At 49.7% G+C, this 21496-nt stretch carries 23 protein-coding genes; 16 read left to right on the forward strand and 7 right to left on the reverse strand.

Annotated elements, in window-relative coordinates:
- The first annotated feature begins 124 nt into the window (after positions 1-124).
- The 5 genes from BN162_RS13990 to BN162_RS14010 are packed head-to-tail and all read left to right on the forward strand — an operon-like array spanning position 125 to position 2860.
- Positions 125-1018 (forward strand): LysR family transcriptional regulator, encoded by an 894-nt coding sequence (locus tag BN162_RS13990; protein WP_020225735.1) that lies wholly within the window; start codon positions 125-127, stop codon positions 1016-1018.
- Positions 1011-1310 carry an MGMT family protein gene (locus BN162_RS13995; RefSeq protein ID WP_020225736.1) on the forward strand — a complete coding sequence of 100 codons (300 nt, stop codon included), beginning with the start codon at positions 1011-1013 and terminating at the stop codon, positions 1308-1310. Before BN162_RS13990 ends, BN162_RS13995 begins: the two co-directional genes overlap by 8 nt.
- A 14-nt stretch (positions 1311-1324) precedes the next feature.
- Complete coding sequence (locus BN162_RS14000) at positions 1325-1873, forward strand: DUF3795 domain-containing protein (protein ID WP_020225737.1); 549 nt, start codon at positions 1325-1327, stop codon at positions 1871-1873.
- A 33-nt stretch (positions 1874-1906) separates the two neighbouring features.
- On the forward strand, positions 1907-2320 hold the full coding sequence (locus tag BN162_RS14005; RefSeq protein ID WP_020225738.1) for a peptide deformylase: 414 nt from the start codon (positions 1907-1909) through the stop codon (positions 2318-2320).
- A gap of 18 nt (positions 2321-2338) precedes the next feature.
- On the forward strand, positions 2339-2860 hold the full coding sequence (locus tag BN162_RS14010) for a putative immunity protein (protein ID WP_020225739.1): 522 nt from the start codon (positions 2339-2341) through the stop codon (positions 2858-2860).
- A 174-nt stretch (positions 2861-3034) separates the two neighbouring features.
- Here the strand turns inward: BN162_RS14010 and BN162_RS14015 are convergent, their stop codons facing one another.
- Positions 3035-3538, reverse strand: coding sequence for a flavin reductase family protein (locus BN162_RS14015; protein ID WP_020225740.1), 504 nt, complete (start codon positions 3536-3538; stop codon positions 3035-3037).
- 201 nt (positions 3539-3739) lie between these two features.
- Here BN162_RS14015 and BN162_RS14020 point away from each other — a divergent pair, with 201 nt between their 5' ends.
- From BN162_RS14020 to BN162_RS14055, 8 genes are all read left to right on the forward strand, one after another.
- The gene (locus BN162_RS14020) at positions 3740-4585 is read left to right on the forward strand and encodes a fumarate hydratase (RefSeq protein WP_020225741.1); all 846 of its coding nucleotides are present in this window, start codon (positions 3740-3742) and stop codon (positions 4583-4585) included.
- The gene (locus tag BN162_RS14025; RefSeq protein ID WP_020225742.1) at positions 4586-5119 is read left to right on the forward strand and encodes a Fe-S-containing hydro-lyase; all 534 of its coding nucleotides are present in this window, start codon (positions 4586-4588) and stop codon (positions 5117-5119) included.
- Complete coding sequence (locus tag BN162_RS14030; RefSeq protein ID WP_020225743.1) at positions 5116-5559, forward strand: 2-thiouracil desulfurase family protein; 444 nt, start codon at positions 5116-5118, stop codon at positions 5557-5559. The genes BN162_RS14025 and BN162_RS14030 overlap by 4 nt, the downstream gene beginning before the upstream one ends.
- Positions 5556-7019: an aspartate ammonia-lyase gene (locus BN162_RS14035; RefSeq protein ID WP_020225744.1), complete on the forward strand. Its 1464-nt coding sequence runs from the start codon at positions 5556-5558 to the stop codon at positions 7017-7019. The genes BN162_RS14030 and BN162_RS14035 overlap by 4 nt, the downstream gene beginning before the upstream one ends.
- 4 nt (positions 7020-7023) lie before the next feature.
- A complete protein-coding gene (locus BN162_RS14040; protein WP_020225745.1) occupies positions 7024-8202 on the forward strand; it encodes an NAD(P)-dependent malic enzyme in 1179 nt (392 codons plus the stop codon).
- 51 nt (positions 8203-8253) lie between these two features.
- Complete coding sequence (locus BN162_RS14045) at positions 8254-9447, forward strand: MalY/PatB family protein (RefSeq protein ID WP_020225746.1); 1194 nt, start codon at positions 8254-8256, stop codon at positions 9445-9447.
- Positions 9448-9751: 304 nt separating this feature from the next.
- Positions 9752-10189 carry an AlbA family DNA-binding domain-containing protein gene (locus tag BN162_RS19295; RefSeq protein WP_390620522.1) on the forward strand — a complete coding sequence of 146 codons (438 nt, stop codon included), beginning with the start codon at positions 9752-9754 and terminating at the stop codon, positions 10187-10189.
- A 75-nt stretch (positions 10190-10264) separates the two neighbouring features.
- Positions 10265-11251: an Rpn family recombination-promoting nuclease/putative transposase gene (locus BN162_RS14055; RefSeq protein ID WP_020225748.1), complete on the forward strand. Its 987-nt coding sequence runs from the start codon at positions 10265-10267 to the stop codon at positions 11249-11251.
- Between the two features lie 69 nt (positions 11252-11320).
- On the opposite strand, the gene BN162_RS14060 is transcribed toward BN162_RS14055, so the two are convergent.
- From BN162_RS14060 to BN162_RS14075, 4 genes are all read right to left on the reverse strand, one after another.
- Positions 11321-11956 (reverse strand): bactofilin family protein, encoded by a 636-nt coding sequence (locus tag BN162_RS14060; protein WP_020225749.1) that lies wholly within the window; start codon positions 11954-11956, stop codon positions 11321-11323.
- 178 nt (positions 11957-12134) lie between these two features.
- Complete coding sequence (locus BN162_RS14065; RefSeq protein ID WP_020225750.1) at positions 12135-13595, reverse strand: TrkH family potassium uptake protein; 1461 nt, start codon at positions 13593-13595, stop codon at positions 12135-12137.
- A gap of 12 nt (positions 13596-13607) precedes the next feature.
- The gene (gene trkA / locus BN162_RS14070; RefSeq protein WP_020225751.1) at positions 13608-14966 is read right to left on the reverse strand and encodes a Trk system potassium transporter TrkA; all 1359 of its coding nucleotides are present in this window, start codon (positions 14964-14966) and stop codon (positions 13608-13610) included.
- 254 nt (positions 14967-15220) lie between these two features.
- A complete protein-coding gene (locus tag BN162_RS14075) occupies positions 15221-16117 on the reverse strand; it encodes a LysR family transcriptional regulator (RefSeq protein ID WP_020225752.1) in 897 nt (298 codons plus the stop codon).
- Positions 16118-16294: 177 nt separating this feature from the next.
- Here BN162_RS14075 and BN162_RS14080 point away from each other — a divergent pair, with 177 nt between their 5' ends.
- The 3 genes from BN162_RS14080 (at position 16295) to BN162_RS14090 (ending at position 20460) form a co-directional block, all read left to right on the forward strand.
- Positions 16295-18235 (forward strand): FAD-binding protein, encoded by a 1941-nt coding sequence (locus BN162_RS14080; RefSeq protein WP_020225753.1) that lies wholly within the window; start codon positions 16295-16297, stop codon positions 18233-18235.
- A 336-nt stretch (positions 18236-18571) separates the two neighbouring features.
- Positions 18572-19048, forward strand: coding sequence for a DUF1648 domain-containing protein (locus BN162_RS18085; protein ID WP_020225754.1), 477 nt, complete (start codon positions 18572-18574; stop codon positions 19046-19048).
- Positions 19049-19209: 161 nt separating this feature from the next.
- Positions 19210-20460 (forward strand): metallophosphoesterase, encoded by a 1251-nt coding sequence (locus BN162_RS14090; protein ID WP_020225755.1) that lies wholly within the window; start codon positions 19210-19212, stop codon positions 20458-20460.
- A 111-nt stretch (positions 20461-20571) separates the two neighbouring features.
- Here BN162_RS14090 and BN162_RS14095 read toward each other — a convergent pair whose 3' ends face one another.
- Both BN162_RS14095 and BN162_RS14100 read right to left on the reverse strand, forming a co-directional pair.
- Entirely contained in the window at positions 20572-21057 is a 486-nt protein-coding gene (locus BN162_RS14095) for a PTS sugar transporter subunit IIB (RefSeq protein WP_020225756.1), read from the reverse strand.
- Positions 21054-21482: a PTS sugar transporter subunit IIA gene (locus BN162_RS14100; RefSeq protein WP_020225757.1), complete on the reverse strand. Its 429-nt coding sequence runs from the start codon at positions 21480-21482 to the stop codon at positions 21054-21056. The genes BN162_RS14095 and BN162_RS14100 overlap by 4 nt, the downstream gene beginning before the upstream one ends.
- Positions 21483-21496: the final 14 nt, after the last annotated feature.

The following is a 21496-nucleotide window of genomic DNA, read 5'->3' on the forward strand; positions in this document are numbered from 1 at the left end:
TGATTATCCGCAAAATAAAGTCAAAAGTAAAATTGCAATAATCTATCTTTTGCATTACTATTTAGTTATGATAGAAGAAAACATGGCCAGACTGAAATAATTCGGCGGAAAAGGAGGAAGCGGGATGACAATTCGGCAGATGAAGGTCTTTCGGATAATTGTGGAACAGGGCGGCATTACCCGCGCGGCCAAGGCGCTGTATATGAGTCAGCCGGCGGTATCGCATGTCGTCGTGGAACTGGAGGAACAGCTGGGCTATACGCTGTTGGATCGAATCGGACGGCGCTGTACAGTGAACGAGCGCGGAATGCAGCTGTATCATAAGATTGTTCAGGTTTTGGAAGCGATTGAAGATCTCGAACAAAGTACGGCTGGGATTGAGAAGCAGGCGTTGCTGCGGATCGGCTCCAGCATCACGATTGCCAACATGTGGCTGCCATCCTTAATCCAACAATTCCGCACGTTGTGTCCGCAGACGCCGGTTCAGGTTCAGGTTGACCGGGCATCCGAAATCGTCAGAAAAGTGCTGGCCAACGAAGTGGACATCGGTTTTACCGAAGGGGTATGCGAGGAAGACAGTCTTTTCAAGCTGCCGTTTTCACGCTATCGTCTGAGCTTTGTGTGTCGTCATGATCTGCCTGCCGCAAAGCTCAAGACGCTGAGTTTAGATCAGCTGCAAGCGCAGAACTGGCTTTTGCGTGAGCCGGGCAGCGCGATCCGCGACAGTCTGGACAGCTCGCTGCGGCTGCATCAGCTTCAAATCAAACCGACTTGGGAAAGCGTCAATTCACAGGCTTTGAAGCAGGCGGCCTTAGCCGGATTGGGAATTGCCCTGCTTCCTGAGGAGATGGTGCAGAAGCCGCTGCAGACAGGAAAGCTTGTGGAAGTCCAAATTGAAGGCATTGAGCTGGAAAATCAGAACTGGATGATTCTGCACCGCGACAAGTTTGAATCGGAGGCGATTCGCTGTTGGAAGCAGCTCATTCGTTCAACGGGGAAGGAGCATGACGATGAATGAAGATTTTGACGCGTTAGTTCTGGCGGTGATCAGCGAGATTCCTTACGGTCAGGTGGCCAGCTACAGTCAGATCGCTGAGCTTGCCGGCTATCCCAAGCATGCTCGGCATGTCGGCAAAGCCTGTTCCCATTCCCACTTCTACGGTGACTTTCCCTGTCACCGCGTTGTCAACAGTCAGGGGCGAACCGCGCCGGATTGGGATCAGCAGCGCTCTCTGCTGGAGGCAGAAGGGGTTGAATTTAAGCCTAACGGCTGTGTAGATATGCGCAGATACCAATGGAAACTGCGATGAAAGGGGAGAAAGGCATGAAAGGAAAAGTTCGAAAGTATCCGATGTTCTCTCTGTGCGGTCTGGCCTGCGGCTGCTGCACGCTGTATCTGGGCGGACATTGTCCAGGCTGCGGAGCACCGGGAAAGTCCATGTGCAGATTGTTAAAGTGTGCCGAAGAACAAGGCAATCTGGAATACTGTTGTCAATGTCAAAATTATCCATGTGAGAAGATGGCCTGTACCGAAGATACGGTTTCCTTTGTGACCTGCCGTCACCGGCTGAAAGATCTGGATGAGCTGAAACGGGTCGGCACCGATGTGTTTGAGGCACAGATGGAGAAGAAACGGACAATTTTGAAAGAGCTGCTGGAACATTATAATGATGGCCGCCGCAAAAGCTTTTACTGTCTGGCGGTTACGCTGCTGCCGCTGGCGGACCTTCAGGTCTGTATGAGTCAGTTGGCCAATGCGTCGCTGACTTCGGTTCAGGAAAAAGCAAAACTGGCTGTCGATTTGTTTCAGCAGGCGGCGAAGAAGCACGGTATCCTCTTGAAGCGAAATATAAACAAGCCGGCACGCGGCTGAAGTGAGATGGATTAAAGAAAGGAAATTGATTTTATGATCTGTGAGATTGTTACCGATCCGATTTTGTTAAGCCGGATCAGCCGTCCGGCGCAAGCGCAGGATTTCAATATAGCGCGGGATTTGCGGGATACGTTAATGGCTCATGCCGATCACTGCGTGGGGATGGCGGCCAATATGATCGGCCGTCCGGTACGGGTGATTGCAATTTTGCTTGAGGGAGAGCCGGTGGTGATGATCAATCCCCAGCTTCTGAAAACAAGCGGAAAAAAATACACGGCTGAGGAAGGCTGCTTATCGTTAAAGGGCGTGCGTCAAGCTCAGCGATTTGAAAAGATCCAGCTTCAGTATCAGGATGAACAGGGACGGCAGAAGCAGCGCACATTCAGCGGCTTCCCGGCTCAGATCATTCAGCATGAGCTGGATCATTGTGAAGGCATATTGATTTAATTAAACAGGAGAAAAACAATGGCGAAGTTAAGAAAAATGTTGGGCGATATCCATTCGCCGGAATGTACTGCGATGATGCGGCTGATTGAAACCCAGAGCGAAGCCACATTGGCCTGTTGGGCGCTGGGGTTTGTTCAGGAAAGCATTGCGGGGATTTATTGTAAAAAGGCAGCGGACTGCCAACGTCTTTGTGTGATTTTGGACGCCTGTCTAAAGACCGCCCTGCAGAGCTTACCGGAGAAAACAATGAAGCCGCTGATTAAAGAAGCTAATCAGATTGCCAGAGAAACGGAAGATCCGATTGCCCAAGCCGCAGCTCGTGCCATCGCCGCGGCATGCGGGACGCTGACCACCCCGACGAACGCGTTAGGTTTCTTGTTTTATGCGGCAGCCGCCTGGATTTATGATCAAAGTTCGGATTTTACGGCTGAGGAAACAGACGCTTTAACCCGTCAGTTCTGGCGGCAGGCCCATGCCTCGCTTTCCGCTCAGGCGATTCAGGATGAACCCCATCCCGCCAAAATACAATGGCATTGTTAGCCGGGCAGGGAACTGAACCAACGTAAAAATATGCAAGTGTGCATATTTTGATGACTTAAAATCTGCGCCCATGCATATTTTTATGACGAAACTGAAGAAAAACGGCAGAACCTAGAAAGCATGGACTTTCCGAAATCGCTGCCGTTTTTGCTTTAAACACTCTGTTCAATCATTTTAAGCTTCTTTTTGATAGGCCGCCACAATCTCACAGGTATAAGCCTTGTGATAGTCCTGATGAGGATAACTGGCTGCTTCTACGGTTTTATCCACAAATTGGCTGCCGGTAAGCTCCATCGCTGCCAGCTTTTTAAGCACCAGCACCAACCGTGCCTGATCGACGCAGGGAGCGCCGTCCCGAACGGTCGTCGTGTAGCCGACATGCGCCAGCTTATCGGCGTCTTTGCCGCTGGCCTTGCCCAAATACGCCAGCTTATCCCGCTGATCGTCATCGAAGAAAGCCAGCGAGAAGCACTCATTCTGTTCGATCAATGGATAGGTATGCCGCTGCGGGCGGACATACACCGTGACGACAGCCTTGTTCCACAGCCATCCCATTTGTACCCAGTTGACGGTCATGCCGTTGACCTTGCCTTCATCGGGAACGGTCAGGACGGCCCAGTCGTTGTGGATCATCGAAATCAGATTCTTATCCAGCTGTTCAATCTCAATTTTTTTCATCTTCTCACCTCTTTTTCTATTGTATTCCCAAGGCTGTGAAAATGGGAGTGAAATGTTGTTTCTGAAAGTGATTTCAGCAGAGCTGCATTCCTTATTGAAAGAATTTACATCAGAATCAGGAACATCCTGGAATGCGGGGATTAAGCAGTTCATTCCCCGTTTTGTTTGTGTTACAATAACAAACAGAAAGGGCTTAGGAGTATGCGAGAAATTGAAGTCAAAAAAATACAGGAAATCGTAAGGGATTGCTGCAGCGGCATCGCTTTTGAATATCCTGACGACGTGATGACGAAACTGGTCACCTATGCCGAAAAGGAAGACAAGCCAAGAGCCAAGCAGGCACTAGAGCTGCTGATGGAAAACGCGGAACTGGCGAAAACCAAGCGGCTGCCGATCTGTCAGGATACCGGGATGGCGGTGGTCTGGCTGAGCATCGGACAGGATGTGCATTTTATTGGCGGTTCCTTAAAGGAGGCCGTCAACAAGGGCGTCGAGGAGGCCTATCAGGGAAGCTATCTGCGCAATTCTGTGGTCAGTGATCCGGTTTTTGAGCGCAGGAACACACTGACCAATACGCCGGCGGTCATCTATACCGAAATCGTGGAAGGCGATCAGGTTGTCATCGAATGCGCGGCCAAGGGCTTCGGCTCGGAAAACTGCTCACGGATTAAGATGTGCAAGCCAGCCGAGGGCGTCGAAGGCGTCCGTGAATTCATTGTGGAAACAGTCAAACTGGCAGGACCGAACGCCTGTCCGCCGATGGTCGTCGGGGTCGGTGTGGGCGGTACGATGGATTATGCGGCCTATCTTGCCAAACGTGCGCTGTGCAGACCGCTGGACAGCGAAAATGAGAATGAACAATACCGTCAGCTGGAGCGCGAATGTCTGGAACAGATCAATCAGCTCAACATCGGTCCGATGGGCTTAAAAGGCCGGACGACAGCGCTCAAAGTCAACATCGAATGGTTCCCGACGCACATTGCGGGAATGCCGGTGGCCGTGAATATCAACTGTCATGTCACCCGGCATAAAAAGGTGGTGCTGTAAATGAAGAAAATTCAGCTGCCTTTGACAATGGAAGATCGTCAGTCTTTAAGGGCCGGGGAACAGGTGCTTTTAAGCGGTGTGATCTATACTGCCCGTGATGCGGCGCACAAGCGGATGCAGCAGCTGCTCGACGAAGGTCAGCCCCTGCCGTTTGATCTGCGCGGACAGATTATTTATTATGTCGGACCGACGCAGACGCCGCCGGGCATGATTTTCGGCAGTGCCGGGCCGACCACGGCTACCCGGATGGACGTCTATACTCCGCAGTTATTGGATTTGGGCTTGGCCGGCATGATCGGCAAGGGCAAACGCGGCGATGAAGTCAAAGCCGCGATGATCCGCAACCAGGCAGTTTATTTCGCAGCGGTCGGCGGCGCTGGCGCGTTATTGGGTCTGCGCGTGAAAAAGGTGGAAACGATCGCCTTTGAGGATCTGCAGAGCGAAGCGATCCGGCGGCTGGAAGTCGAAGATTTCCCGGTCTTTGTCTGCTTTGATACGCAGGGAAACGATTTGTACGCTGAGGATTTTGAATGATCGCGATCAGTGCCTGTTTAGGCGGGGTTGCCTGCCGCTATGACGGTAAGTCCAATACCGTGGAAGGGTTAAAAGCACTGGTGGAACAGGGGGAAGCTATTCTGATTTGTCCGGAAGTGATGGGCGGTCTTGAAATTCCCCGCGATCCTTGTGAAAGACGAGGAAACCAAGTCTGTACCCAGAAGAGGAAAGACTGTACCGCGGCTTTTCAAAAGGGCACGGAAGCAGCACTGGCTTTGCTTCAGGAAAACAAGATCACAATGGCTGTCTTGAAGTCCAAAAGTCCCTCCTGTGGAAAAGGTTTAATTTATGATGGAAGTTTTACCCGCACGCTGAAACCGGGCAACGGCGTCGCTGCCGAATTGTTTTCTCAAAACGGCGTCCGGGTGTTAACAGAAGAGGAATGGAAAGAAGAAAAGGAGAATTCACAAAACGCATGAACGCAACAGAACAAACCCTGGATCAGTTCCGGTGGGAACATGATTCGCTGGGTGAAATCGAAGTCCCGAAGAATGCCTTATACGGCGCGCAGACACAGCGGGCCATGACGAATTTTCAGATTACCGGACGGCGGATGCACACGCAGATGATCCGTTCGATCGGCAAGGTGAAAAAGGCCAGTGCTTACTGCAACAACCAATGCGGTTTTCTGGATGACGAACGATTAAAATACATTACGGAGGCCTGTGATGAAGTGATTAGCGGGCAGCTGGATGAATGGTTTATCACGGACTGCATTCAGGGCGGAGCCGGAACTTCCTTCAACATGAACGCCAATGAAGTCATCGCCAACCGCGCGGCGCAGCTGGCCGGTCACACGATCGGCGTCTATGATTATATTCATCCTAACGATCACATCAATTTTGGTCAGTCAACCAATGACGTATTTCCGACCGCCGGACGCTTGACAGCGCTGGCCTTAGTCGAAGTGCTGCTCAACGAGCTGACGGAGCTGCAGCATTCCCTGCTGAAGAAGGCTAAGGAATTTGACGGTGTGATCAAGATGGGACGGACGCATTTGCAGGATGCCGTACCGATTCGCTTAGGTCAGGAATTCCATGCCTATGCGACGATGGTCGGCCGCGATATCAAGCGCATCCGCGTCGCCTTTAACGATTTAAAAGCGGTCAATATGGGCGCGACCGCGGTCGGAACCGGCATGAATGCGGATGAAAAATATAAGAAGCTGATCGTGCCGGTGCTTTCCGAAATCAGCGGCATCACGCTGACCGCGGCGAAGGATCTGGTCGATGGAACGCGCAACTGCGATACGCTGGCCTTTGCCTCCGGTGCGCTGAAAGTCTTGGCGGTCAACCTGTCAAAGATGTGCAACGATTTGCGTTTGATGGCCTCCGGTCCGAAAGCGGGACTGGCGGAAATCAAACTGCCGGATCGGCAGCCGGGCAGCTCAATCATGCCGGGCAAGGTGAATCCGGTCATCGCCGAGGTCTGCAACCAGGCCTGCTTCAATGTCATCGGCAACGATGTGACGATTGCCAAAGCCGCCGAAGCCGGGCAGCTGGAACTGAACGTCTTTGAACCGGTGCTGTTTAAAAATCTGTTTGAGTCGATTGAGATTCTGTCCAATGCCTGTCATACGCTGCGCATCAATGCGATTGACGGAATCAAGGCCAACAAGGAAAACTGCCTGTTCTTTGTCGAACGTTCCGTATCGCCGATCACGGCCTTCGCTCCGCATATCGGTTATGCCAACGCCAGCCGGATTGCCAAGCAGGCGCTGATTGAGAACCGCACGCTGCGCGAGGTTCTGTTGGAAAGCGGATTGATTACTGAGCATGATCTGGAAATCATCATGGACGTTCAGGAAATGACCAAACCGGGCATTCCGGGCAAAAAACGTTTAGCCAAAAACAAGAAGAAAGAAAAAGTGGAGGGATAACACAATGACTGTTTATGAAGACGCACTGAAACTGCACGAACTGCACCATGGCAAATTATCCATCGAACCGAAGGTTCCCTGTGAAACTCCGGAAGATCTGACGCTGGCCTATACCCCAGGTGTTGCTCAGCCGTGCTTGGAGATCAACAAGGATCCGGAAAACGCCTACCGTTATACCGGCAAAGGCAATACCGTAGCCGTAGTGACCGATGGGACAGCGGTGCTGGGCTTAGGCGATATCGGCGCGGTTGCGGGCTTGCCGGTCATGGAAGGCAAGGCGTTGTTAATGCATCGTTTCGCCGGTTTGGATGCTTTCCCGATCTGTGTGGATTCTAAAGATCCGGAAGAAATCATCAAGGTCTGCAAGCTGATCTCTCCGGGTTTGGGCGCGATCAATCTGGAAGATATCAGTGCTCCGCGCTGTGTTGAAATTGAACGGCGGCTGATTGAAGAGCTGAACATCCCAGTATTCCATGATGATCAGCATGGGACGGCGATCGTCGTTCTGGCGGCGCTGATCAACGGTTTGCGCTTAACCGGCCGGAAGGCTGAGGACATGAAGGTCATCGTCAACGGCGTCGGTGCCGCTGGCAGCTCGATTATCAAAATGATGTTCAATTATGGCTTCAAAAACATTCTGGCCTTTGATTCCAAGGGTGTGCTGCATCCGGAAAAGAAGGACAGCTATAATCCATTAAAGCAGGAACTTCTGGAGTATACAAACCTGCATGGCGAAAGTCCGGCAAACTTAAAAGAAGCGCTGGTCGGCGCGGATGTGTTCATCGGTGTTTCCAAGGGCAACCTGTTGACCAAAGCGGATATCGCGACGATGAATAAGGACTGCTTTATCGTGGCGCTGGCCAATCCGACGCCGGAAATTGATTACTACGAAGCGAAGCAAGGCGGCGCCTTGATCGCGGCTACCGGACGTTCTGATTTCCCGAACCAGGTCAACAACCTGTTGGCATTCCCGAGTATTTTCCGCGGCGCGCTGGATGCGAAGGCCACCCGGATCACAGAAGAAGTCAAGCTGGCGGCGGCTCAGGCCATTGCGGATCTGATTCCGGCGGAAGAGTTGACGGAAGAATATATTATTCCTTCGCCATTTGATTCCCGCGTCGTTCCCGCCGTGTCGCAGGCCGTCAAAGAAGCCTGCATCAAGAGCGGTTATATCCGTAAATAAGCAAGTCTTTTAAGCATTGACAAAGCGAAGTCAGAAAGTGGGGATAAGAATATGAGCTATGATTTCACGACCCGAATCAACCGTCAGCCCCAGAATTCAAGCAAATGGCAGGGTATGCGCAAGCACAATCCGGAAGTGCCGGAGGGGATTGTGCCGCTGTCTGTCGCGGATATGGAACTGAAAAATCCGCCGGAGATTACCGAAGGACTCAAGCAGTTTCTCGACAATCGGATTTTAGGCTATACCGATGCCGGAGAGGATTACTACACGGAAACGGTGAACTGGATGCAGCGCCGCCATCATTGGACGATTGACAAGGACTGGCTGGTCTTGCTTCCGGGCGTAGTGACGGCGATCAATGTTGCGGTGCGAGCCTTCGTGCAGCCGCGGGAAAAGGTAGCCATTCTGACACCGGTTTACTATCCGTTTAAAAAGACGATTGAGGCCTGCGGCTGTCGGACGGTAACCAGCAGTCTGATCAATCAGGATGGGGTCTATTCGATCAATTTTGAAGATCTGGAAACAAAGCTGGCGGATCCCAATGTAAAAATGCTGATCTTCTGCAGTCCGCATAATCCGATCGGCCGTGTCTGGACGAAGGAAGAGCTGATGAAGGTCGGCGAGCTGTGTCTGAAGCATGATATCCTGATCGTTTCCGACGAAATTCATTTCGATCTGATCCTGCCGGGGCATGAGCATACTGTATTCGCTTCCTTGTCAAAAGAGTTGAGCGACCGGATGATCGTCTGCACGTCGGTATCCAAAACCTTCAATCTGGCAGGCATGCAATGCTCCAATATTGTGATTTCCAATCCCGATCTGCGCGCAGCCTACAAAGCGACAATGAGCTGTTATATTAATGGTCATCTCAATATCATGGCTTACGAAGCGGCAACGCTGGCGTATCGGCACTGCGAAGGCTGGCTGGATGAATTGCTGGAATTGTTGGAAACCAATCGGAAAACCGCGGTGGATTTCTTCGCTGAACATTTCCCGAAAGCGATCGTTTCGCCTTTAGAGGGAACGTATCTGTTGTGGGTTGATCTGCGGGTCTATTTCACAGATCAAAATGAACAGGAAGAATTCATGACAAAGAAAGCGTTGTTGTTCTTAGATGAAGGGTATCTGTTTGGTGAGGAAGGCAGCGGCTTTGAGCGGATCAATCTGGCCTGTCCGACTTCTCTGCTAAAAGAAAGTCTGATGCGGCTGGCAGCGGCGTATCAGAATAATCCTGCGGCGGCGTAACTGAAATTCAATAAAACAAGATGTTCAGCGGAGAATCAAGCTGGAATGTCTTGTTTTTTCTTTTCGCTGGAAGCGATCAGCAAATGTTGAAATTCCGGATAAATCAGCAAAAACCGTTATCGATATGCTTAAAAGAATTCTAGATTAGATTGTTTCTAAAAAAAATAAATGACTTTATTAAAAAATTACATACTGATTGTAAATGGTAAGAAATGATTAGAATTGCCGGAGGAACCATGATGATCATAGAGAACAAAACAACTGAATTTAAGAGAGAGAATACGTTGAATACATCAAAAATTCAATTATAACTTTTGCAAATTGTGATGGCGGCACACTCTATATTGGTGTGAACGATGATGGAACAGTCTGTGGTATTGATGATGTTGATGGTACTATGCTGCGTGTAACCAATGCGGTTAGGGATACTGTGCGGCCAGATGTTACTATGTTTGTGGAATGTCATAATGATCTCATGGACGAAAAGCCAATAGTGTGTGTAACTGTTCAGCGAGGTACGGCAAGACCGTATTACTTGCGTGGAAAAGGGATTCGTCCGGAGGGTGTTTATGTTCGCCAAGGTGCATCTACAGTTCCAGCAACAGAGGCTGCTATCCTAAATATGATTAAGGAAACCAGTGATGACAGCTATGAAGTAGCCCGGTCTCTCGAACAACATCTTAAGAGGGAGGCAAAGATACGCTTACTTTATTTATACTTGACATACCTTAAATGTTACTAAAAATCTCATTTTTTCTAATAACCTGCGGTGCTTTTTTTAAAAAAACGCAATATTAAAGATAAAGGAGATGAGAAAATGCAGACAGAAGTTTTTCTTGTCAATGAAAAAAGACCGTACTACAGAGCAATGAGGCAAAATACGAAAGTTCCTTCATTGTTGGACGATTGGTTGATCAAAAATATCTTAGGGAATCCAGAGGATACTGAATGTCTTAAAGATTTCCTGATGAAATGGAATTATTGTACGATTGATACATTGAAAATCTTAAACAATGAGGAAAAAGTTGATTATGACAAGCAGAAGGCTATTCGCTATGATATTCATGGGATAATTAATGATGAAATTCTTTTTGCGGTTGAAATTCAAAAGCAAGGTGATTTTGAAGATGTTTTAAAACGCTTTCAATATTATGCGGCACGTCTTTTGGCTGGGCAGCAGACAAGAGGGAAAGCCTATAAAAATCTAAAAAAAGCGTGGCTTATTTTAATCGCAGATTATGCGTTCTTCCCGATTCCTGGAATGATTACCGATGAATCAGAAATACGCTTTAAAAAATCAGAGATTCCCTTGACAGAAGTTACTCATTTGAGTATTATGGAAACAGGAAGAGTCGATGTGCTGAATGATAAGCCGATCCAGGAATTGGATGGTTTGCAGCGGTGGGCAATTTTATTTGGCTGTTCAAAGTGGCCTGAAAAGTGGCCGTGGATCGCGAAAATCAGTGAGCAGGATGCAGAAATTAGAAAGGTGGTAAAAAAGATGAGCGAATTAACTCCGGATTATGAGGCCTATTTCTACGATACCATGCTTAGGTTGGCAGAGATGGATGAATGCACGATGAAATTAAAGGCATTTGAACAGGGCAAAGCGGCAGGGGAATTAAGTAAGGTCATTAAGCAAACGCTGAGAAATGTAAAGAGAGGGATGAGCGAATCAGAGATTGCTGAACTTTTAGACGAAGATCAGTCAGTCATCGCAAAGATTCTGAACTGTTTTTCACAACACCCGGAATTGACGGCCGATGAAATCACTGAAAGGATGATGGAAAGCCTGGAAAATTAAAGTGGTATTCTGCATTCGCAGACAAAGAGAATTCAAAAGAAAAGGCATGCCTGGGCGTGCCTTTTGACGTTAATTTGATTCTTCTTCCTCTTCCGCTTCGGTGTGGAAGACCTCTTCCGTTTCCTGATCGGATTCTGTTTCTTCTTCGGCCAAATGCTGAAGCATAACAATCTTACTTTCCAGATGAGCGCCCTGCAGCACGCTGAACTGCTTTGCGGTGATATCACCTTCAATCCAAGCGTTCTTCTGAACATGCAGATCTTCTGCAATCGTCAGATTGCCATAAATCTGGCCGTCTGTCAGACATTCCGCGGCGGTGACATTGCCGCGGATACTGCATTCCCGGTCCATGGTCAGTGAATTCTCACAATCCACATTCCCCTCAATCTGGCCATTGCGCAGTTCCAGATTTGCGGCCGAAACATCACCGTGAATCTGTCCTTTGACCAACAAATCTCTGCCGCAGCGAACGCTGCCGTTAACCGTCCCGAGAATCGTCAGATTGCAGTCGCATTCCAGATTCCCATTGACGGTGACATCCTCGGTTAAAACGGATTCCTCCGCGCTGATCGTCTGCTTATTTTCCATTTTCTCCACTTCCTCCTGTTTTGGCTGGGGTATCAATTCCGCTGCCGGTTCAGCAACGTTTTCAAAGAATGCTGGTTCATCATCCAGTTCTTCTTGTTTTTTGCGGTTTCTAAACATACATGCCCTCCTTGTTCTGTATCCATTATTCCAGTTTTACCTGGAAAGTCAATTCTTGAAATCTGAAAAAATCTTAAGATTCATGAACAAACAAAAAAGCGGGCAGGATTGGAGGACCGGTCAGAGAATAATTTGATCCTAAGCTGAGTCAGCCGCTCCTTTTTTTATGGGAATGACGTTAGAAAGTGGATTGAAATTTTGTGCTTTTCTGAGCAGATAAGGTGAAGCAAAATAACAGCGGATAAATTTCCAGTCTGCCCAAAAGCATGTTCAGACAGAAAATCAGTTTTGAAAATCCACTGAAATCATAAAAGTTCCCGGTAGGACCCACCATTTCCAATCCTGGACCAACATTATTGAACGTGGTTAGCACCGAAGTGATGGTCGTGGTCATATCAAAACCGTTCAGGGAGATCAGTAAAATGGAAGCCAGGATGATTAGCATGTAGATGACGAAGTACGACTGAATCCCGGCAACGACGTGTTCGTCAATACTCAGTCCGTTAAAGCGGACACGCCGGATGATCCGCGGATTAATGAACTTTTTCAAATCCCGGGTCAGACTCTTAAACAAGATTCCAATCCGCACGATTTTCATTCCCCCACCAGTGCTGCCGGCACAGGAGCCGACCATCATTAACAGACACAAAACTATTTTTGAAAAGGTCGGCCACAGATTAAAGTCGACCGTCGCAAAGCCGGAGGTGGAGATGATCGACGTCACAGCGAAGGAGGAATGCCGCCAGCTTGTCCAAAAGCCATCGAACAGCGGCATAATGTTGACGGCAATCATCAGAATTGCGGCCAGAATAATACCAAGAAACCAATGAAATTCCTCGTTTTTGAACGCATTTTTCAGCTTTCCGGTAAAGACGAAGAAATACAGGGAAAAATTGATCCCGAAAATAACCATAAAAACAGCGATGATTTGTTCAATCAGCACACTGTCGTAATGGGCGATGCTGTCATTCCAGATCCCAAAGCCGCCGGTACCCGCGGTTCCAAACGCAGTGCAGAGGGAATCAAATAAAGGCATTCCTGCGAAAAGCAGGCAGCCGACCATGATGAGCGTAAGCAGGATGTAAATCTGATACAGGATTTTTGCCGAATCCCGCAGCCGCGGCACAAATTTGGACACTTCCGGCCCCGGTGCTTCTGAGCGCATGAGATGCATGGAATGCGAGTTATTCTGCGGTAAAATAGCAAGCAGGAAAACCAGAATGCCCATTCCGCCAATCCAGTGCGTAAAGCTGCGCCAGAACAACAGTCCTTGATCGAGGACTTCTATATTTGCAAGAATGGTGCTGCCGGTGGTCGTAAACCCGGACACGGTTTCAAACAAAGCATCAATATAGGATGGAATCTGAGCGCTGAGATAAAAGGGCAGTGCACCGAAAAGGGAAGCGAGAATCCAGGCCAGTCCGGTGATGACCAAGCCTTCCCGACTGCCGAAGCGACGATCCTGCGGCGGGAACAGTTTCAGCAGCAGGCCGGCTCCGGCAGTAATCAGGATGCTGAAGAAGAACGCCGTTGTACTTTGTTCGCTGTGCAGCAGGGCAACGCCCAATGAGGGCAGCATCAGTCCGGCTTCCAGGATCAGAATGCTGCCGATTTGAAATAAAATCAACCGCTTGTTCATCGGAAGTCCCCCTTAATCAAAACAATCTTCCAGATCATCATAATTGGAATTGGTCGTCACGACGATGACATGATCGTTGAGCTGCAGCCAGGACTGACCGTTAGGAATCAGCGGCCACCCGTTGCGCAGGATGCAGGCAATCAGAATGCCGGACTTCAGCGGCAGATCCTGAAGCGGGATGTTCAGATGTCCGCTGGCTTTGCGAATCGTGAATTCCAAAGCCTCCGCTTTGCCGGAAACCAGCTTATATAAGGTTTCAACATGGCTGCCGGAAGCATTCTGCCGGGCGCGGATCTGTTGAATAATTTCTTCCGCGGTGATATTCTTCGGCGAGATGATTGTGGCTTCCGGCAAGGCCTTCTGCAGAATGCTGGCATAGCTGTCGCGATTGATCTTGCAGATGATTTTCGGCGTGTCAAAGGTTTCCGCATACATCGCCAAAACGAAGTTTTCCTCATCCATGCTGCTCAGCAGCACTGCCGCGTCGCAGCAGTTAAATCCAGCTTCGTGCAGCACCTCCGGATCCGTGCCGTCGCCGTGAATAATTGTGGCATGAGGAAGCAGATCGGATAATTCCAGACACCGCTCCTCGTTCATTTCCACAATCGTAGTCTGACAGCGCATAAATTCCAGCTGCCGTGCTAGGTAGACGCTGATGCGTCCGCCGCCGATGATCAATACGTTTTTCATCTTACTGCGTGATAAGCCCAAAAGCCGCAGAAATTCAGCCAGTTCTTCGCGGCTGGCCGTGATCGTGATTCGGTCGCCCTGCTCTAAGACAAAGCTGCCGTCCGGAATCATAATGTTTCCATTTCGTTCTACTGTGCAGATCAATACTTTGACGCCGAAGGCAGAATACAGCGTACTGAGCTGACTGTGATTGAGTGGATTGCCTTCTTTCAGCTTCATTTCAATCAGCTCCACACGTCCGCGGGAAAACGTTTCCACTTTCAAAGCGCTGGGAATTCGGATGACCCGCGCGATTTCATCGGCGGCTGCCAATTCCGGATTGATGATCATTTCCATGCCGAGATCTTGTTTCATGTAAAGCATCTGGGAAAAGAAATCCGGATTTCGGACACGGGCGATGGTATGCTTCACACCAGCCTTTTTCCCAATGATGCAGCTCAGCATATTTGTTTCATCCCGGGAAGTCACCGCGATTAAAACGTCGGTTTCCTCCGCTCCTGCATCGGCAAGCGTCGAATACTGAATACCGTCGCCCTGCAGGCATAAGACATCCAGCCGGTTGGCCAAAGAATCCAAAACGTCCTGTTTCTTATCGATCACTTTAATCTCATGATTTTCCTGCGACAGCGCTTCAATGATCGTCGTGCCGACCTTGCCGGCGCCCAATACTAGGATTTTCATAGCGTTTCCCCCAAATGTTGTCATTCATTAGTCTTATTGTAATCAAATGCGGATTATCCGTCAAAATAAAAATAAGGATTTCTGGTGCAATCATGGCGCTGCATGACGCAGACATTCTTTTTTGTTCAAAATAAATACAAAAAGAGCGGAGAAGCGATTCGTTAAGCCTCGGTTTCTCCGCTGAAATGGGATCGGTAAAAGAACTTGGAGGATGATCAGAGATGAATCACGAATTCCATGCAGCCTTTATCGGCTTAAATGACTGTCGGCGGCTGTTCCTGGTTCAGTTTTTGCGCCAGGTTAATCAATCCTTCGATTTCCGGGGTTGCGCGCGGTGCGTACCAGGCCAGGCCCAGCGGCATCGGCTTCACGTCTTTCAGCGGGATTTTGATCAGACCGGAAAATTTCTTGGAACGGGAACACGGCAGGATGGTAAAGCCGATCCCAGACTGCACGGCGATCAGCATGCTGTCAAAACTCGTATAGATCGTCTGCACGAGGATCTTTTTTTCTTTCAGCTCCGCGCTGGAGATCAAACGCGGATTTTTATGCAGCTCGGTATTGGCCAAGATCAGTTTCTGATCCTTTAAGTCGTCGAAGGTCAAATACTTGTAGGCGGCCAGCGGATGGGTCTTGCTGACCAGCACATAGTACTGCGATTCCATCAGCGGCAGAAACTTCAGCTTCGGATCGGATTCGACTTCATATTGGTAGCAGAAGGCCATTTGAACTTCTTCCGTAACCAGAAGCTGGCGGCTGCCGCGGTTCTCCTGAGTCAGAATGTTGACATGAACTAACGGCCAGCTTTCTGAATAATTTTTTATGATCTGTGTGAGCTTGCCGTAATCCGCCAGTCGCCGGACTAATAAATTCAGAAGCTTGGGCGTTTGCGCGTTCATCGACTGAACGGTCTGGACGATCGTTTCCAGCTGCAGAAGCAACGGCTCCATCTGCTGATAGAAGTATACCCCGGCGGGCGTCAGTTCAACGCTGCGGCGGGTGCGGCTGAACAGCTGAACACCCAGTTCTGTTTCCAGCGCTTTGATCTGATAGCTGATGACCGGCTGAGTTGTGTAAAGCAATTCTGCGGCCCGGACATAGCTTAAGGTCTGAGCCACGGTGAGAAATGAACGGATTTGACTGGTATTCAACGACATCCCCTCCTTTGAGTTTTCATGAACTTGATAGGTCTATTGTATCAGATTATTTAATCAATAATAAAATTTTTTTATTAATCAATAAAGTATTTCGATTGTTTGAAAGGGCTTGCAACTCTATAATGAAATCGACAAAAGTTTCACAATGTGAAGCTGAAGGAGGGAAAGAAAATGAAGAATATTTCTCGACGGGACTTTCTGAAAGGCAGCGCCGCGACCGTCGCGGGGGCTGCGGCTCTGGGACTTTTAAGCGCCTGTTCCACCAACGAGGCGCCGACAGCGGTACCGACGGATGACAAGTTTGATAAGGAATGCGATTTTCTGATTGTCGGCTATGGCCTGGCTGGGGAAGCAGCCGCTTTGGAAGCCAACGACATTGATCCGAATGCGAAGATCTGCATTCTGGAAAAAATGGAAGAAGCCCAGGCCGGCGGCAACTCGATTGCTTCCGGACAGACCGTCATCGTTCCGGCACCGGATGATCTGGATACCTTCAAACGCTATCTGATTGCGTGCAGCCAGCCGAATCCAATTCCGGAAGAATACATTGATTTTATGGCCAAAGAATTCTCCGATCAGCGCGGCTGGATTCAGGCTACTGTGGATAAGGTCGGCTATGAGCTGGGCTATGTCGGGGGCGGGCCGGTGGCCTGGGGTTCTTTAGTTACCGAATTCCCGGATCTGGACGGCTCCAGCTTCAAAGGCTGTTCCGCACATGTCCGCAAAGCCGGAACCACATTTGAATACGGCGGAGTCTGGAGAGGCTTTGATCTGGCTGTCCGCGACCGCGGGGAAAATATTGAACTGATGTTTTCCACAGCCTTCACCAGTCTGATTCAGAATCTGGAGACCAAAGAGGTCAAAGGCGTTGTCGCCAAAGGCGCGGACGGAAAGGAAATCCGCATCAAAGCCAACAAGGGCGTACTGTTAGCCTGCGGCGGATATGAGAACAATTTACAGATGCAGCGGGATTTCCACGGGATGGATCTGGTTTATACCGGCGGAACGCCAGGCAACACCGGCGACGGCATCCATGCCCTGATGAATACCGGCGCCAAGATCTGGCACATGAAAAATCAGACGCAGTCCGGCGGATTCTGGCTGGGCATCAAGGTCCCGGATCATGAAGCAACCTTTATGCGCAACTTCTCAATGGCCGGCAAGAGCTGGATTGAGGTCTGTGCGGACAACCAGCGTTTCTACAACGAATCCGCTGCCTATCACCGTCAGCACATGAAATTCAAGGAATACGGCCATTATGTTGATCTGCCGCATGACCGGGCTTTGCCGGTCGATCTGATCTTTGACGAGAAAACCCGGACTGCCGGTGCGATTGTAACGAAGTGGCTGAGCTGGCCGATCACGACCGAAGGTTATGTCTGGTCGGATGACAACTCCGAAGAAATTGCCAAGGGCTGGATTATTAAAGCGGATACGATTGAAGAGCTGGCCGGCAAATTAGGCCGTGACCCAGAAGCTCTGAAGGCGACGATTGACGCTTACAACGCCGGCTGCAAATCTGGTCATGATGCGTTTGGCCGCAGTATTGAAACGATGGAACCGATTGATACCGCACCGTTCTACGCGGTCGGCATTACGCCGACGCTGGTCGCAACAACCGGCGGTGCGGAACGCAACGTTAAGGCGCAGGTACTGGATTGGAACGATAATCCGATTCCTAATCTGTATGAAGCTGGTGAATTAGGCTCGTATGTTTCCAACCTGTATCAGAACGGAATGTTTTTGGCCGAAGCCATTGCCACCGGCCGGGCAGCTGCGGATACGGCGTTTGGCGGACGTTCCACAGTAACCGCAGAAGTCAGCGGTGAAGTGGAAGAAAAGATTGATATCACAAAGAAACCTGACGGCACCTATGATCAGCTGATCAAGGGCAACCATGGCGAATATACGCTGCGGGCTACTGTCGAAGGCGGCAAGATCACGAATCTGGAAATCGTTTCCGGCCGTGAAAACATGTTTATGGAAGACGATCAGCTGAAAGCCTTCTTTGATGAAGTCATTACCGGACAGAATGTGGAAGTGGATGCCATTTCCGGAGCGACGCTGGATTCCAACAACCTGCTCGATGCCTTAAAAGCCATCTTCAAATAAACCATTCAGTTTTTCAGCCAACATGCAGCTGGAAAGTTTAAGGTCTGATTCTTGATTGATCCTGGATTTCCTGCTTCCTGGTTTTTCGGATTCGGCTGCGGAGCATCCCCCTGCTGAGCAGCCGAATTTCAATCATGACCAATTCAGTTTCATGACTTCCTGACAAGAGTCTGTCTTTCCCAAGTTTTACGGGACAGGCTCTTTTGTTTTATTCAGCCTTGCTTCAAATGGATTTCGATTGCTTCCAGAGGAAAATCCTTTTACAATAGAAAGCAGAGCTGATGTCTTGTTCGAAGTACAGAAGGGACAAGCCTACCGAATCAGGAGGGATTAAACATGCGTTTGCAAGCCCGACGTTTTCATCAAATATGTCAATTTGGCGGTTGGATTCTCATCCTTGTCCAGCTGGCTATGCTGCTTTGGCAATGGACCTCGCTGCCTAGCCGGATTCCGGCTCATTACAATGCCGCCGGGGAAATTAACCGCTGGGGAAGCAAGCTCGAATTGCTTCTGCTGCCGGGGCTTTCCATCCTGATGCTTACAGGGCTAAACTGGGTCAGCCGCCGTCCGCAGCTGTGGAATATTCCGGCGGAAATCACTGCAGAGAATCAGGAAGCACTGGAAGCCGTGACCCTGAAAATCCTTTCAATTTTGGAGGCTTTGGTGATTTTCTGGTTTGCACTTCTGGAAACGTTCATGATCAGCGGACGTTCATTGCCCATCGCTTTGACCCTCGGTTTTGTCTTTATCATGTTTGCGCTGGTCATCATCGCGATCCTCTGGCTGACGCACACGGCGCGGAAGTATTGCTGAGGACCCCGTTGAATCAGACTGATTTTATTTTTGTCCGCTGTGTCCGGCGGATTTTTTTGTTGTGATCTTTCAGGGCAAACTCATGGCAATCCGTCTGAGATTTCGCTACAATAAAGATCAGAAATCACACTGATGTTCAAAAGAACCCGAGGTAAACGCAGATGCTGAAAATATGGCTTAAAGTTTTGGGGTTGTCACTTTTATTAAGCGGCTGCACGACGGTTCAATCCCAGCCGTCTCTGTCTTCTTGGAAGGACAATCCGCTGCCGCCTGCACTGAGCCAGCCGCTGACGCTGCTGTGTTCATCCGATACTCATTATCAAAGCGAACGGCTGGAATCCCAGGTTTCCGTGGTGCCGCAGATGATCTATAATGAAGCGATTCTGACCGCGATGCTCGATCAGATGCAAAAGGCCAAACCTGACCGCATCATTTTGACCGGGGATCTGGTCAATCAGGGGGATCTAGAGGATCATCAGAAAATGGCGGCGCTGCTGCGGAAAGTCAATGAGACCGTACCGGTGCGGGTGATCTCCGGCAATCATGATCTGGCCATGGTGACACGAGATGAATTTGAAGCACTGTATCATGAATTTGGCTATGATCAGGCCTATGCGCGGGATCCGAATTCACTGAGCTATGCCGAACTGACGGAATCCGGCGTGCTGTTGTTGATGCTGGATACGAATGCTGTCCGTCCAGGCGCCAGTGACGGTACGTTGTCGGCTTCCACGCTGCAGTGGCTGCGGGAATTAGCTCAACAGGCTCAGCAGGCAGGCTGGCTGATGCTGACATTCAGCCATCACAATCTGCTTGATCACACGGTGACCGCCGCTGAGGATGTTGTCAGCGATGCCGATGAGGTGAAGTCGCTTTTCCAGCAGTTTGGTATAAAAACGCACATCAGTGGGCACCGGCATACCGGACATATCAAAACGGAAACGGATGGAAAATCAAGTTTGACCGAGATTGTTCTGCCGATGCCGATTGCCTGGCCCAACACCTATGGTCAAATTGTGATCAGTACCGAGGCCGTGCTGCAGTACACGCAGCAGTCCATCGACGTTGCCGCCTGGGCTCAAGACCAGGGATCATCCAACCCGGATCTGCTTGATTTTTATGCTTATTCCTATGCCGCGCAGCGGGCAGTCAACCAAAACACGCTTGACTCGACGCTGAAGGATGTGGAATTGACCGAGGAACAGCGCGCTTCGATGGAGGATCTGTTTCAGCAGACCATGCTCAGCTATCGCCAGGGTCAGCTGGATCAAGTCCGCGCCGAGCTGCTTCAGCATCCTGGATATCAAACATGGCAGACAAGCGGTCCGGATACGATCTGGAAACGCTGGATCCAGGCTTTGCTGAGTGATGAAAGTCAAAGCAGCGGAGATCATGTTCGAGTGGCTTATTAAAGCCGCTGATGAATCGAGTTCCGTTTGAAAAAGCTGAAATAAAAAACACCCAGTCCAGGTTGCAGCCAGACTGGGTTTGACGCTTTCAAGCGCACTTATGGAAAAAAGGGATCAATGAATGTGGGTAATCATCGGCATGAAGTCCAGCTTCTCATCTGAAGGAACCATCTGAATCGTGATTTTGACGCCTTTGGATTCAAGATAGCGGAAAATCTCAGCTTCCTGCGGTGTAACGCAGACAGTATGTTTAATCCGCGTTGAACCTAGCTTGTTGGAAATGTTGCCGACATTGATCGTTGGCATAAAGTAGCCTAAATCCAGAACCTCCTTGGCCGTCGCCGGACCGCGCATCACGATCATCAGCCGATCCTTGTCATAGGCGTTCTCATTTAACCGCTCGACAGCGCGCTGGGCAGACAAAATGGATAATCGCACCGTGGAAGGGCAAGCCATTTTCAAAGCCATTTTCTGAATATCATCTTTGGCTGCCAAATCGTCGATAACCAGAATACGGGTGACGTTCAGCATGTTGGTCCAATAGGCGGCTACCTGACCATGGATTAAGCGTTCATCAATCCGGATGTTTACAATACTCATGATTCTTCTCCTCTCTGATCCGCAAATAAGATCTGCGGGTCGATGACATGGATCGCTTCTTTGGCTTCCAGCAGCGCATTGTTGACTAACTGCTGCACGGACTGGCTGCCGTTACGATGAACCAGCAGATAAGTCAGTAAAGTCAGCGTTGCTTCGGTGATGATCTTGACCTTCTGATCCGGCAGCTGCACAAGGCAGACTTCCATGGGGAAACCACCCTGCATATCGCATAAACATAAAATCTCATCGGTATCCGGCTGCCAGGCTTCAATTTGAGTGCCCAGCCGTTGGCGGCATAGCTCAAGATCGTCGCTCAGATCAATGTTCAAAGCCTGCAGATAAGGCTGCGGCCCGCAGAGCATTTCTGACGCTTCAATCAGCCCTTCACCAAAGCGGCCATGTCCGCAAATCAGGATTCCAAGCATAAACTCATCTCCTT

The sequence above is a fragment of the Holdemania massiliensis AP2 genome (genome assembly GCF_000327285.1).
GTDB classification, from domain to species: Bacteria; Bacillota_I; Bacilli_A; order Erysipelotrichales; family Erysipelotrichaceae; genus Holdemania; species Holdemania massiliensis.

What these genes read in the sequence shown, in the direction of transcription:
- BN162_RS14025 (WP_020225742.1), top strand. Translation starts at nt 4,586, where the DNA reads ATGAAGAAAATTCAGCTGCCTTTGACAATGGAAGATCGTCAGTCTTTA.
- BN162_RS14040 (WP_020225745.1), top strand. Translation starts at nt 7,024, where the DNA reads ATGACTGTTTATGAAGACGCACTGAAACTGCACGAACTGCACCATGGC.
- BN162_RS14055 (WP_020225748.1), top strand. Translation starts at nt 10,265, where the DNA reads ATGCAGACAGAAGTTTTTCTTGTCAATGAAAAAAGACCGTACTACAGA.
- BN162_RS14060 (WP_020225749.1), bottom strand. Translation starts at nt 11,956, where the DNA reads ATGTTTAGAAACCGCAAAAAACAAGAAGAACTGGATGATGAACCAGCA.
- BN162_RS14090 (WP_020225755.1), top strand. Translation starts at nt 19,210, where the DNA reads ATGCTGAAAATATGGCTTAAAGTTTTGGGGTTGTCACTTTTATTAAGC.
- BN162_RS14080 (WP_020225753.1), top strand. Translation starts at nt 16,295, where the DNA reads ATGAAGAATATTTCTCGACGGGACTTTCTGAAAGGCAGCGCCGCGACC.
- BN162_RS14010 (WP_020225739.1), top strand. Translation starts at nt 2,339, where the DNA reads ATGGCGAAGTTAAGAAAAATGTTGGGCGATATCCATTCGCCGGAATGT.
- BN162_RS18085 (WP_020225754.1), top strand. Translation starts at nt 18,572, where the DNA reads ATGCGTTTGCAAGCCCGACGTTTTCATCAAATATGTCAATTTGGCGGT.
- BN162_RS14095 (WP_020225756.1), bottom strand. Translation starts at nt 21,057, where the DNA reads ATGAGTATTGTAAACATCCGGATTGATGAACGCTTAATCCATGGTCAG.
- BN162_RS14045 (WP_020225746.1), top strand. Translation starts at nt 8,254, where the DNA reads ATGAGCTATGATTTCACGACCCGAATCAACCGTCAGCCCCAGAATTCA.
- BN162_RS14065 (WP_020225750.1), bottom strand. Translation starts at nt 13,595, where the DNA reads ATGAACAAGCGGTTGATTTTATTTCAAATCGGCAGCATTCTGATCCTG.
- BN162_RS14005 (WP_020225738.1), top strand. Translation starts at nt 1,907, where the DNA reads ATGATCTGTGAGATTGTTACCGATCCGATTTTGTTAAGCCGGATCAGC.
- BN162_RS14020 (WP_020225741.1), top strand. Translation starts at nt 3,740, where the DNA reads ATGCGAGAAATTGAAGTCAAAAAAATACAGGAAATCGTAAGGGATTGC.
- BN162_RS13990 (WP_020225735.1), top strand. Translation starts at nt 125, where the DNA reads ATGACAATTCGGCAGATGAAGGTCTTTCGGATAATTGTGGAACAGGGC.
- BN162_RS14000 (WP_020225737.1), top strand. Translation starts at nt 1,325, where the DNA reads ATGAAAGGAAAAGTTCGAAAGTATCCGATGTTCTCTCTGTGCGGTCTG.
- BN162_RS14015 (WP_020225740.1), bottom strand. Translation starts at nt 3,538, where the DNA reads ATGAAAAAAATTGAGATTGAACAGCTGGATAAGAATCTGATTTCGATG.
- trkA (WP_020225751.1), bottom strand. Translation starts at nt 14,966, where the DNA reads ATGAAAATCCTAGTATTGGGCGCCGGCAAGGTCGGCACGACGATCATT.
- BN162_RS14100 (WP_020225757.1), bottom strand. Translation starts at nt 21,482, where the DNA reads ATGCTTGGAATCCTGATTTGCGGACATGGCCGCTTTGGTGAAGGGCTG.
- BN162_RS14035 (WP_020225744.1), top strand. Translation starts at nt 5,556, where the DNA reads ATGAACGCAACAGAACAAACCCTGGATCAGTTCCGGTGGGAACATGAT.
- BN162_RS13995 (WP_020225736.1), top strand. Translation starts at nt 1,011, where the DNA reads ATGAATGAAGATTTTGACGCGTTAGTTCTGGCGGTGATCAGCGAGATT.
- BN162_RS14030 (WP_020225743.1), top strand. Translation starts at nt 5,116, where the DNA reads ATGATCGCGATCAGTGCCTGTTTAGGCGGGGTTGCCTGCCGCTATGAC.